We start from the raw sequence: 12,362 nt of genomic DNA on the forward strand, positions 1-12,362 counted from the left end.
ATTTAATCCTCACGCGAAGCTGTCCGCGTAGAAGCGCAGAGCCGCCTCCACGTCGACATCGACCGCGACCGACTGGGACGGGTGCGGGTCCCAGGCGCCGATCGGGAACGGCGAATCCTCCGGCTTCTGAATGGTCTGGCCCGAGGCGATGCCGCCGCAGACCACCCGCACCGGGCCGTGACGCAGCGTGAACAGATCCGGCCGCACCGCATACAGCACGGCCAGGCTGTCATGGGCGAAGATGCCGTCCAGCCGGCGCGAGCGCTGGTGGAAGCCATGGTAGAAACGCGAAACATCGTGCAGCAGACGGCCGATTTCGCCACGCTCGCCCAGCGTGCGCAGGAAGGCGGCGTCCATCACCACGCGCTGCGTCACGTCGAGGCCGATGATCGTCACCGGCCAGGGGGCGGTGAACACGGCGTCGGCGGCTTCGGGGTCGTTATGGACGTTGGCTTCGGCCACGGGCGACACGTTGCCGGTATTGCCGTGAGAACCGAACGCGCCGCCCATCACCACGACGCCCTGCACCAGACGGGCGATCTCGGGGTCCTTGTCGAGCGCGCGGGCCAGATTGGTGAGCGGGCCGACGGCGATGATGGTCACCTCGTTCGGATGCGCGCGCACCAGATCGATGATCATGCGATGGCCGCGGCGGCCGTCCAGCGTGGCGCGCGGCGCGTCGATGGCGATGCCGCCCAGGGCGTTGTCGCCATGCACATGGGTGGCGGTGTTGCCGCGACGGTTCAGGAAGGTGACGCCGGAGCCCTGGGCGACGGGGGCGGAGAAGCCGAGCCTGTCCTTCAGGAACAGGGCGTTGCGGGTGACGGTGTCGATATCGGCATTGCCGTGCACGGTGGTGACGCCGATCAGCTCCAGCTCCGGCCTGCGGCACAGGAAGGCCAGCGCCATGGCGTCGTCCACGCCGGGATCGGTATCGAAGATCACCTTGCGCATGGTCGTTCCCTATTCAATTCGACAATCAGCATAACACGGGCGTTCGAGCCGTCAGCTATCGACTTACCTTGTCTTCCGAAGAAGCCAGGACATCCGACATGATGCGGATGTCCTGGTTAGGATGCATTCTGGACAAATTCTAGTTTATGATGTGAGTGTACTGACTTTTTGCGTTGTCTACAATACTATTTGAGTCGTATATATAAACATTGCTGCCGATAGTTGCCCACGCGGATCCTTCCAAATCGATAGCTGTCGTAAAATCATCGAATGTATTCGCCGAAAAATTGCCCCACTGCCCGTTGCTGTAGTAGATTCCCGTATCACCATTAGTTAAGCCAGATTGGGTTCGAAACATATTCCCGACAACGGAAAGATTTGCAAGACCGGCAGCATCAACAGCGTGCCACACTCGTCCTTGTTTGAACGCTAAAAAGTAGCACCCACTTACAAGACCGTCCGTATTTGACACGCGAATACCAAAATCAGACGTATTTATGTGGCTATTGCTTACAGTAAGATACTCTGTGTCGGTATTTGTTTGTGGTGTCCAATTAATTCCTACCGTATTTCCAAGTATATCTGCATTGTTTACAAACACACCCTGTGTCCAATTGCCAATACGAATTCCTGCCCACTGTCCCTGCATCGTCGAGTCACTAATCTTAACGTTGATCGAAAACGCACTTGCGGAGTATCCATCTATTATTACACCGGAACTTCCATCGTCATTAGCACCCTTGTATCCTCCAAATATTTTTATATTGTGTAAGTTTGGTATGGACTGGCTATGAAGAGCAATCCCAGTCACAAATCCTCCATCTCCCGAAACGTTATTGATCGTAACATCTTCAACGGTTGCTTTCCCTGTCTGTTGAAAGCCAGAACGATTGTCGATGCTGATAGCATTACCTCCCATAGAAGAACTTGCATTTCTGGCAATACTGAATCCAACAATATTGGTGGTCGATGTTGCGGAATTCAGAATGTCAATCGCATCTCCAGTTCCGTGTTCGATGATATTTGTTATCCCAGCACCGGCACCGACGATTGATACGGACGCCTTCGAAGCATCAAGCGAAAGAGTTCCAGCTACCGAAAAATTCCCGGGGCCAAATATTACCTGCACCGGCGTTCCAGCCGTCAGGTATTTCTGCGCTGCCGCAAAAGCATTTCTGAGAGCAGCGGTATTGTCTGTCACACCATCATATACTACGCCGTAATCTTTGACATTGATGATGTTTGACGGGCTCGACTGAGCGTATGCGTATCGTTCCAGAGTTTGGTTTAGTGCGATGCACGTTAGAGCGACGAAGATTTGCACTTTGGCCATCTGTCACATCCTTAGCTACCCGCCTGAAACTTAAAGTCACAAACACGACAACTCAAGGATGACGTATCGGTATCAAAATATGTTGTTAATCGTCAGTTCGGCACCCAGCCATCCTGTTTGAGCACGACGCCGGCCAGGTAAAGGCTGCCGCAGATCAGGACGCGGCCAGGCGGTTCGGTGCGAAGCCGGTCGAGCGTTTCGGCGAGGGTGGGGCCGGGATGGGCCTGGCCGTCGGACGCGGCGACGATCTGTTCCACCGGCATCGCCATGTGCTGATCGGGTTCGGCGACGGCGTGCAGGGTGGTGGAGAGCGGCAGCAGCGGGCGGAGGAAGCCGGCCGGGTCCTTGGTCTGTTTCATGCCGACCAGGATGTGCAGCGGGCGGTCATTCCAGGCGGCGAGGCTTTGCGCCAGCACCGCGCCCGCACCCGGATTGTGGCCACCATCGAGCCAGAGTTCCCAGCCCGGGCCGAGACGGTCCGCCAGCGCGCCGTCGAGGCGTTGCAGCCGGGCCGGCCAGCGCGTTCGGGCGATGCCGGAGAAGGCGGCGTCCGGCAGGTCGAGGCCGGACGCGCGCAGGGTGGCGACGGCGAGGCCGGCATTGTCGATCTGATGCGGGCCGGGCAGGGCGGGCGCGGGAAGCGCCAGCGTGCCGCGCGCGTCGCGGTAGAGCAGCGTGCCGTCCCCTGTCTGTTCGATGAACCAGTCGCGGTCGCGCCGCCAGAGCGGGGCGCCGAGGCGCGCGGCTTCCGCTTCGATCACCGCCAGGGCTTCAGGCGGCTGCCGTCCCGTGACCACCGGGCGGCCGGGCTTGATGATCCCCGCCTTCTCGCCGGCGATCTTGCCGAGCGTGTCGCCCAGGAAGGCCTCGTGATCCATCGACAAGGCGGTGATGGCGCAGGCGGCGGGGTTCGCCAGCACGTTGGTGGCGTCGAACCGTCCGCCGAGGCCGACCTCGATCACCGCCAGCTCGGCCGGGTGTTCCGCGAACAACAGGAAGGCGCAGGCGGTGAGCACCTCGAACACGGTGATCGGCGCGCCGTCGTTGATGCGCTCGATCCGCTCCAGGGTCTCGCTGAGCACCGGCTCGGAGACCAACGTTCCGGCCACGCGGAAGCGTTCCACCACGTCCACCAGATGCGGCGATGTTGTGGCGTGCACGCGCCAGCCCGCCGCCTCGGCGATCGCGCGCGTGTTAGCGCAGGTGGAGCCTTTGCCGTTTGTGCCCGCGACATGGATCACGGGCGGCAGGCGGCGCTCGGGATGGCCGAGTTTGGCCAGCAGGGTTTCGAGACGGCCGAGGCTGAGGTCGATCAGGGAGGGGTAGAGGCGTTGCAGGCGCTGGAGGATGGCGCCGGGGCGGCCTGTGAACTCCGGGGTCACTGCACCAGGGCTCCGCCCTGGACCCGCCAGGGACAGTCGTCCCTGGACCCTAGCGATGGGAGTCCAGAGGCGAGCCTCTGGCGGGGTCCAGGGGCAGCGCCCCTGGTCTCAGGCCGCATCCGCCACCGGCTGACGCCCGAGCAGCCCGATGATCCGCCCCAGTGTCTCGCGCATATCCTTCCGCGCCACCACCATGTCCAGCATCCCGTGCTCCTGCAGGAACTCGGAGCGCTGGAACCCGTCCGGCAGCGTTTCGCGCACCGTCTGCTCGATCACGCGCGGCCCCGCGAAGCCGATCAGCGCGTTCGGCTCGGCGATCTGGATGTCGCCCAGCATGGCGAAGGAGGCGGTGACGCCGCCCGTGGTCGGGTTGGTCATCACCACGATGTAGGGCAGGCCCGCATCGCGGACCATCTGCACCGCGATGGTGGTGCGCGGCATCTGCATCAGGCTGATCATGCCTTCCTGCATGCGCGCGCCGCCGGAGGCTGTGAACACCACCAGAGGCGCATGCTGGAGCACGGCCAGACGGGCGGCGGCGACGATGCCCTCGCCCAGGGCGGCCCCCATGGTGCCGGCCAGGAATTCATATGCCATCACGGCGACCACGGCCTTGTGGCCGGTGATGGTGCCGTGCGCGACCACCAGGCTCTCGTCCAGATGGGTCTTGGCGCGCTGGTCCTTGAGGCGGTCGGTGTAGCGCTTCTGGTCGCGGAACCCGAGCGGATCGATCGGCGCCTTGGGCAGCTCGATGCGGGTGTAGGACCCGGCATCGAACGTCCAGTCCAGACGATCCGTGACCAAAGCGCGCATATGGTGGCCGCAATGCGGGCACACGTTCTGGTTCTTGTGCAGATCGGCCGCGAAGATCATCTGCGAGCAGGAATCGCACTGGGTCCAGAGATTGTCCGGCACGTCCCGCTTGCCCAGCAGGTTGCGGATCTTCGGACGCACATAGGTGGTGAGCCAGCTCATGCCGGGAGCTCCGTTGCTTCTGCCTGGGTTTCGGGGCGCGCGCGCGCCGACCGGACGCCGTTCGCGATGGTTCTGACCTGGTCGAGCACGAGACGGACCGTATCGGGTCCGGCGCGGCCTTCGGCATCGAGCGTGCCGGAAAGGGTTTCGATCAGGGCGGAGGCGACCACGGCGCCGTCGGCGATGCGGACGGCGGAGGCGGCCTGTTCCGGCGTGCGGATGCCGAAACCGATCGCCACCGGCAGATCGGTCCTGGCGCGCAGACGCGGCAGGGCGGCGGCGAGGTCGGACTCGCTGGCCGTGCGCGTGCCGGTCACGCCCGTGATGCTCACGTAATAGATGAAGCCGGACGCGTTGCGCAGCACCAGCGGCAGGCGCTCGTCGGCGGTGGTGGGGGCGACCAGACGGATGATGTCGATCGCGTTGGCGGCGCTGTGCGCCTCGATCAGATCGGCTTCCTCGGAGGGCAGATCGACGATGATCAGCCCATCCACGCCCGCGCGGCCTGCATCGGCGCAGAACCGTTCCGGGCCGTAGCTGTCGATCGGGTTGAGATAGCCCATCAGCACGATCGGCGTGTGGTCGTCCTGTTCGCGGAAGCGGGCGACCATCTCCAGCGTGCGCTTCAGGGTGGCGCCGCCCTTGAGCCCGCGACGGGCGGCGGCCTGAATGATCGGGCCGTCCGCCATCGGATCGGTGAAGGGCACGCCGATCTCGATCAGGTCGGCGCCGGCGTCCGGCATGCCGGCCAGGATCGCGGCCGCCGTTTCCATGTCCGGGTCGCCGGCTTCGAGATAGGGGATCAGCGCGCCGCGACCCTCTTTCCGGAGGGCGGCGAACCTCGCGGCGATACGGCTCATAGCTTCACTCCCAGGCGCTCGGCCACGGTGAAGATGTCCTTGTCGCCGCGCCCGGACAGATTCATCAGGATGATGCGTTCCGGGTCCATGGCCGGAGCGATCTTGGCGACGTAGGCCAACGCATGCGCGCATTCCAGCGCCGGGATGATGCCCTCGGTGCGCGTGCAGAGCTGGAACGCGTCCAGCGCCTCGTCGTCGGTGATGCCGACATACTGGGCACGGCCGATCTCGTGCAGCCAGGCATGTTCCGGACCGATGCCGGGGTAGTCCAGCCCGGCGCTGATGGAATGCGCTTCCTGGATCTGGCCCTCGTCGTCCTGGAGCAGATAGGTGCGGTTGCCGTGCAGCACGCCGGGGCGGCCGCGCGAGATGCTGGCCGCCTGCTCGCCGGAATCGAGGCCGCGACCGGCCGCTTCCACGCCGATCAGCGCCACGTCCGGCTCGTCCAGGAACGGATGGAAGATGCCCATGGCATTGGAGCCGCCGCCCACCGCCGCCACCACCGCATCCGGCAGACGGCCCTCGGCCTCCTGCAACTGCGCGCGGGCTTCGTCGCCGATCACGCACTGGAAATCGCGCACCATGGCCGGATAGGGGTGCGGGCCCGCGACCGTGCCGATCAGGTAGTAGGTGTCGGACACGTTGGCGACCCAGTCGCGCATCGCCTCGTTCATCGCGTCCTTGAGCGTGCCTGCGCCGGTTTCCACCGCATGCACCTCTGCGCCCAGCAGACGCATGCGGAACACGTTCGGGCTCTGACGCGCGACGTCGGTGGCGCCCATGTAGACCACGCATTTGAGCCCGAGCAGAGCGCAGACCGTGGCGGTGGCGACGCCGTGCTGGCCCGCGCCGGTTTCGGCGATGATGCGTGTGCGGCCCATGCGGCGGGCCAGCAGGATCTGGCCCATGACGTTGTTGAGCTTGTGCGAACCCGTGTGGTTCAGCTCTTCGCGCTTGAAATAGATCTTGGCGCCGCCGAGTTCGCCGGACAGGCGTTTGGCATGCCAGAGCGGGCTAGGACGGCCCACGTAATCCTTGAGGTAGAAATCCAGCTCGGCGCGGAAGGCGGGGTCCTTCTTCGCCGCCTCGTAGGCCTCGTCGAGTTCCAGGATCAGCGGCATCAGCGTTTCGGCGACGAAGCGGCCGCCGAAGATGCCGAACCGGCCGCGCTCGTCCGGGCCGCCACGCAGCGTGTTGGCGCGGTGTTCGGCCGCGAGCGTGCCGAGCTGCGCCGAGACCGGCTGCGCGGATGCGGTCGCGCCGGCGGCTTCGGCCGGCATGGGACGTGCGTGCGTATTCAACGGAAACCCTCCTGGATCGCGTGTCCTATCAAACGCCCCGCGGCAGGTCACGTCCCGGCGTGTCGCTCATGCTATGACACGAAAGCGGGGTCCGCCGCGTTCACCCTGTCCCGCCCCCGTTTTCTGTTCCCCGGAGAGACGATGTTTCTTGCCCATCCGCTCGGCACCGAGGCTGTTCCGGTTTCGGAGCGCACGGACCCTTCGATCGCCGCCTGGTTCGATCTTCTGAACCCGACCGACGAGGAGCACGCCCTGGCCGAGCGTCTGACCGGGCTGCGCATCCCGACCCGGCAGGACGTGGAGGAGATCGAGATCTCGTCGCGCGTCTATACGGTGGGCAAGGTGCTGTATCTGTCCACGCCTCTGGTGCGCCGGTTCGAGGACACCTCGTTCAACTCGCCCGTGGGCTTCGTTCTGTCGCATGACCGGCTCGTGACCATTCGCTACACCGACTACATGGTGTTCGAGACGGTGGGACGGCAATTGGCGACCCCACCGGACCAGAAGCCGGCGATCCCGACCGTGGGCGAGGTGCAGCCGGGCACGCCGCCGGATGCGGAGACCATCATGCAGCTTCTGTTGGAAGCGATGGTGGATCGTCTGGCCGACATCCTGGAGATCGCCGGGCACGATCTGGATGCGCTGTCCAAGCGCGTGTTCAGTGCCCAGCAGCCGCGCAGCGGCGATATCGATCGCAAGCTGCGCGCGCTTCTGTCGAAGCTGGGCACGCTGACCGATCTGGTCTCGTCGGTGCGGGACAGTCTTCTGGGCTTGCAGCGCATCGCCACCTTCGTTCGGGAGAACGGCGACAGGCCGTGCTCGGAGCGGTTCGGGGCGCGTTTGACGCTGATGTCGAAGGACATCTCGTCCCTGAACGATTACGATGCGCAGTTGAACAACAAGACCCAGTTCCTGCTCGACGCGACGCTGGGCTTCATCAACATCGAACAGAACAACGGCATCAAGCTGCTGACGGTTGTGAGCCTGATCGGCATTCCGCCGACCCTGATCGCCAGCATCTACGGCATGAACTTCAAGGATATCCCGGAGTTGAACTGGAGCTTCGGCTACTGGTACGCGCTGTCGCTGATGGCGCTGACCATCGTGCTTCCGTTGATCTGGTTCTGGCGCAAAGGCTGGCTCGGCAGCCGGTGAAGGTTCGAAGGGGAGTGCGGGCGATGCGCGATGCGATGCTGGGACTGGTGGCGGCGCTGGCGGTGGGCGCCATGGCGACGGGTGCGCGGGCACAGACGGCGCAACCGGACCCTGTCGGGCTGATGCGGGCGATCGCCGCCGAACCGTTGCGCTATGGCGGCGATCTGGAAGGCGGGCTGCTGGGTCTGCCCGAGGTGGGCGGACGGCCCGTGCATATCGCGATGGGACTCGACACGCCGGCGCCGGACGGCGCCGTGCGAGGCCGCGCGATCCTGTTCGACGATGCGCGGCGCATGGTGGCGCAGGGCACGCTCGACGGGGTGATCCGGCCCGCGGAAGCGAACGCGGCGAGCGCGTGCGGGCTGAAACTGACCGTGGACGGGGTGTCGCTGCCGGGCGGCGCGCCCGCGGCGACGCTGCGGCCTGCGGGCACGGTTCTGATGGTGGGCACCTGCACCGACACGACCCTGGCGGGGGAAATGCGGTCCGCGCCGCCGCGTCCTGCATTGCTGGGTCGGCTGATCCACTGGTGGGGCGGAAGCGATGCGACCGGGCGGTTCTGGCTGACGGGGGCGTCGTTCGATCCGGTCGTGCGCAGGCCGGATTTCGTTCCGTCCTAGGAGGAAGAAGAAGAAGCAAAAAGACTTTTATCCGTTTGGGTTATGCGTGCGTGGGTGGATACGGCACCAAACGGATAGAAGTTCTTTGGTTCTTTCTTTCAAGAAAGAACATCTATCTCTCCAGTATCAATCTGGATGAAAACTTCTAAAGGCTATAGCCGGCAGTGAAGAAGACCGCGCGTCCCGGTGCCCAGGAGCAGGCAACGGACCGGGTGCAGATCGCGACATAGTGCCGGTCGGCAAGATTGGTGCCGTTGAGCTGCAGATGCAGCTTCCGGTAGTCCAGATGCGCCTGCGCGTCCCAGACCAATTGGCTCGGTACCAGGAAGCTGTTCGGGAGCGCGCCGGCGGTGTTGCCGGTGTAGCGCATCCCGACGCCGAGTCCGCCATCCACGGTGGGGGAAAGCCGCACGCCCTTCTCGACGAATGCCGAGGCCATGTGGCTCGGCACGGTCACGGGCCGCTGGCCGATCTGCGCGGCGGCGCTGCTGCGGGTGATGCGCGGTTCCTGGTAGGTGGCGGCGGCGATCACGTCGATCCGGCCGGGCAGCCGGCCGGTGGCTTCGAGTTCGACGCCGCGTGTCCGCTGCGCGCCGGTCTGGATGCTGTAGGTGGAATCGGCCGGATCGGTGGTCAGCACGTTGTGCTCGACCAGATCGAAGGCATCCGCGGTAGCGAGGAAGCGGCCGTTCGGGGCGCGATACTTGATCCCGGCCTCGATCTGCTTGCCGGTGGTGGGCACGAACGACGCGCCGAGCCGGGTGGTGCCGACCTGGGGCTGGAACGATGTGGCGTAGGAGACGTACGGGAACAGGTCGAACGGCGCGGCGTACACGAGACCGACCCGGCCGGTGGTCGCGTTGTTGGTCTGCGGGGTCTGGCGGCGGGTCAGGTTGTCGACGGTGGTGCTGCCGGTGAGATCCTCGCGTCCGGTGAGCGTGAGGGTGAAGCGGCGCCACTGGGCCTGATCCTGGAGATACAGTCCGGTCTGGTGCTCGGTCTCGTTGGTGCTGATGGTGGAGGCCGGGCGGGGATAGGCGACGCGTACGGGTTTCGGCGCGTAGATGTCGATGGACGGCGCCGCGCGGGCGCCGCGCCGGATGCCCACGAAATCGTCGCGGAAATCGACTCCTGCGAGCAGGTCGTGCGCCACGGAGCCGGTGACGGCGCGCAGCTCGGTGTTGGTATCGACCGTGACCGTGTTGTCGTTGCCGGATTGCAGCAGGGCCTGACGGGCGAGGGTCTTCTGGTCGGCGGCCAGGGACTGGGTGGTGACGAAGCGGTAGAGCGTGTCGAGATGGGCGAAGCGGACGGTCTGGTTGACGGTCCATCCTTCCGCCAGCCGGTGCGTCAGCGCATAGCCGACCGAGACCTGGCGTTTGGAATACACGTCGAAATCGCGGTCGCTGGACAGGGCGTCGCGCGGGATGCGGCCGTATCGGCTCGGCGTGATGGTGCCCAGCGCCGGCAGGAACTGCGCGGTGGAGCCGTTGTCGCGCTGCGTGTAGCTGGACAGGAGGGTGATGTCGGTGCGCGGACCGGCGATCCAGCGCAGGGACGGGGCGACGTAGATCTCGTTGTCGAGGATGTTGTCGGCATAGGTGCCGGAATGGCGCGCCAGCCCGACCAGCCGCCAGAGCAGTGAGTGCGACGCGTTCAGGCTGCCGCCGAGATCGGCATCGCCCTGCATGCGCTTGAAGGAGCCGAGCTGGATGTCGGCGCTGTCGGTGGCGGAAAGGCGCGGGCGCTTACTGACGGCGTTCAGGATGCCGCCGAGCTGGCCTGCGCCGTAGAGGCCGGAGGAAGCACCGCGCAGGATGTCGAGCTGTTCCAGGCCGAACGGCTCGATCGCCCAGGACAGCGATGTTGCGGCATCGGGCAGGCGGGTGCCGTCGAGATAGATATCCGGCGTGAAGCCGCGAATGGTGCCGAAATAGCCGCGCGGGTCGTCCTTGCCGCCGTAATCGGACACGCCGGCGCTGTAGCGCACGACCTCGCTCAGGCTGCGCTCGTTCAGCAGCGCCATGCGGTCGGCGGTGATGACGGAGACGTTCTGCGGGACGAGCACCAGAGCGGTGCGGGTCTTGGTCGCGGCGCTGGTGGCGGGGGCGAGCAGGCCGCCGCGCTGCGCCTGCACGGTGATGCGCTCGTGCGGGCGTGTCCGCTCCGGCGCCGTCCCTGCCCAGGCCGGAGCGGCGCCTAGGATGAGAAGGAGGGCGGTGCGGAACGGCGCGTGGGACATGACCGCGTCCATAACTGATATTGATATTCATTCGCAATATCAGCGGCAGGCTGATCTGCTTGACGTTGTGCGGGTTTCGCGCCTATCAAACGGTCGTCTCGTGGCATTCCGTGCCTGCGGGACGCTTCCACTCGGAACAATGTCGGTTCTGAAGGGCCCCCGGTCCTTCCGGTCGCGACCTTTCCGGCGGCTCCCGCCGGGCGACCATTCCCGTCCTGCGTTCCTCCCCCTTCTGCGTGACCGCACACGAGGCGTCCCCCATGCACCTCGCCGATCTCAAGGCAAAATCACCCTCGGACCTGCTCTCCTACGCGGAGTCGCTGCAGATCGAGAACGCGTCCTCGCTGCGCAAGCAGGACATGATGTTCGCCATCCTGAAGACCCTGGCCGAGAACGACCAGGCGATCCATGGCGAAGGCACTCTGGAAATCCTGTCGGACGGGTTCGGCTATCTCCGCTCGCCGGAAGCCAACTTCCTGCCCGGCCCGGACGATATCTACGTCTCGCCGAGCCAGGTGCGCCGCTACGGGCTGCGCACGGGCGATACGGTGGAAGGCCAGATCCGCGCCCCGCGCGACGGCGAGCGCTATTTCGCGCTCCTGAAGCTGAACTCGATCAATTTCGAACCGCCCGAGGCGGTGCGCCATCGCATCAATTTCGACAACCTGACCCCGCTCTATCCCGATCGCCGCCTGCGCATGGAGGACGAGAATCCGCCGGTGCTGGCCAAGGGCCAGAGCCGCGACATGACGCCGCGCGTGATCGATCTGGTGTCCCCGATCGGCATGGGCCAGCGCGCCCTGATCGTGGCGCCGCCGCGCACCGGCAAGACGGTGATGCTGCAGAGCATCGCCACCGCCATCGCCCGCAACCATCCCGACGTGTTCCTGATCGTTCTGCTGATCGACGAGCGTCCGGAAGAAGTGACCGACATGGCGCGCACCGTGCGCGGCGAGGTGGTGTCGTCCACCTTCGACGAGCCGGCGACCCGCCACGTGCAGGTGACGGAGATGGTGCTGGAGAAGGCCAAGCGCCTCGTCGAGCACAAGCGCGACGTGGTGATCCTGCTGGATTCGATCACCCGTCTGGCGCGCGCCTACAACACCGTCGTGCCGTCGTCGGGCAAGGTGCTGACCGGCGGTGTGGACGCCAACGCCCTGCAGCGCCCGAAGCGCTTCTTCGGTGCTGCGCGCAACATCGAGGAAGGCGGTTCGCTGACCATCATCGCCACGGCGCTGATCGATACCGGTTCGCGCATGGACGAGGTGATCTTCGAAGAGTTCAAGGGCACCGGCAATTCGGAGCTGGTGCTGGACCGCAAGCTTTCCGACAAGCGCACCTTCCCGGCGATCGACGTGACCAAGAGCGGCACGCGTAAGGAAGAGCTTCTGGTGGAAAAGAGCGCTCTGTCGAAGATGTGGGTTCTGCGCCGCATCCTGAGCCCGATGGGCACGATGGATGCGATGGATTTCCTGTTGGACAAGCTGAAATACAGCAAGACCAACCAGGATTTCTTCGACGCGATGAACACCTGATCGCG

General features: G+C 65.0%; 10 protein-coding genes. 3 read left to right on the forward strand and 7 right to left on the reverse strand.

Annotated elements, in window-relative coordinates:
- Nucleotides 1-9 precede the first annotated feature (9 nt).
- From ACZ5BM_RS09455 to trpB, 6 genes are all read right to left on the reverse strand, one after another.
- The gene (locus ACZ5BM_RS09455; protein ID WP_498907653.1) at nucleotides 10-954 is read right to left on the reverse strand and encodes a nucleoside hydrolase; all 945 of its coding nucleotides are present in this window, start codon (nucleotides 952-954) and stop codon (nucleotides 10-12) included.
- Nucleotides 955-1,093: 139 nt separating this feature from the next.
- Nucleotides 1,094-2,287: a pectate lyase family protein gene (locus ACZ5BM_RS09460; RefSeq protein WP_498907654.1), complete on the reverse strand. Its 1,194-nt coding sequence runs from the start codon at nucleotides 2,285-2,287 to the stop codon at nucleotides 1,094-1,096.
- Nucleotides 2,288-2,379: 92 nt separating this feature from the next.
- Nucleotides 2,380-3,669, reverse strand: coding sequence for a bifunctional folylpolyglutamate synthase/dihydrofolate synthase (locus tag ACZ5BM_RS09465; RefSeq protein ID WP_498907655.1), 1,290 nt, complete (start codon nucleotides 3,667-3,669; stop codon nucleotides 2,380-2,382).
- A gap of 108 nt (nucleotides 3,670-3,777) precedes the next feature.
- A complete protein-coding gene (accD, locus tag ACZ5BM_RS09470) occupies nucleotides 3,778-4,644 on the reverse strand; it encodes an acetyl-CoA carboxylase carboxyltransferase subunit beta (protein ID WP_498907656.1) in 867 nt (288 codons plus the stop codon).
- Nucleotides 4,641-5,504, reverse strand: a complete 864-nt coding sequence (gene trpA / locus ACZ5BM_RS09475; RefSeq protein WP_498907657.1) for a tryptophan synthase subunit alpha — start codon at nucleotides 5,502-5,504, stop codon at nucleotides 4,641-4,643. The genes accD and trpA overlap by 4 nt, the downstream gene beginning before the upstream one ends.
- The gene (gene trpB / locus ACZ5BM_RS09480; protein ID WP_498907658.1) at nucleotides 5,501-6,805 is read right to left on the reverse strand and encodes a tryptophan synthase subunit beta; all 1,305 of its coding nucleotides are present in this window, start codon (nucleotides 6,803-6,805) and stop codon (nucleotides 5,501-5,503) included. Before trpB ends, trpA begins: the two co-directional genes overlap by 4 nt.
- A gap of 141 nt (nucleotides 6,806-6,946) precedes the next feature.
- Here trpB and ACZ5BM_RS09485 point away from each other — a divergent pair, with 141 nt between their 5' ends.
- Both ACZ5BM_RS09485 and ACZ5BM_RS09490 read left to right on the forward strand, forming a co-directional pair.
- Nucleotides 6,947-7,960: a magnesium transporter CorA family protein gene (locus ACZ5BM_RS09485; protein ID WP_498907659.1), complete on the forward strand. Its 1,014-nt coding sequence runs from the start codon at nucleotides 6,947-6,949 to the stop codon at nucleotides 7,958-7,960.
- A gap of 23 nt (nucleotides 7,961-7,983) precedes the next feature.
- On the forward strand, nucleotides 7,984-8,580 hold the full coding sequence (locus tag ACZ5BM_RS09490; protein WP_498907660.1) for a hypothetical protein: 597 nt from the start codon (nucleotides 7,984-7,986) through the stop codon (nucleotides 8,578-8,580).
- A gap of 145 nt (nucleotides 8,581-8,725) precedes the next feature.
- On the opposite strand, the gene ACZ5BM_RS09495 is transcribed toward ACZ5BM_RS09490, so the two are convergent.
- Entirely contained in the window at nucleotides 8,726-10,822 is a 2,097-nt protein-coding gene (locus ACZ5BM_RS09495) for a TonB-dependent siderophore receptor (RefSeq protein WP_498907661.1), read from the reverse strand.
- Nucleotides 10,823-11,082: 260 nt separating this feature from the next.
- Between ACZ5BM_RS09495 and rho the strand changes: the two genes are divergently transcribed.
- Nucleotides 11,083-12,357 (forward strand): transcription termination factor Rho, encoded by a 1,275-nt coding sequence (rho, locus tag ACZ5BM_RS09500; protein WP_422863917.1) that lies wholly within the window; start codon nucleotides 11,083-11,085, stop codon nucleotides 12,355-12,357.
- Nucleotides 12,358-12,362: the final 5 nt, after the last annotated feature.

It is taken from the genome of Lichenicola sp. GTC18331 (genome assembly GCF_055386855.1).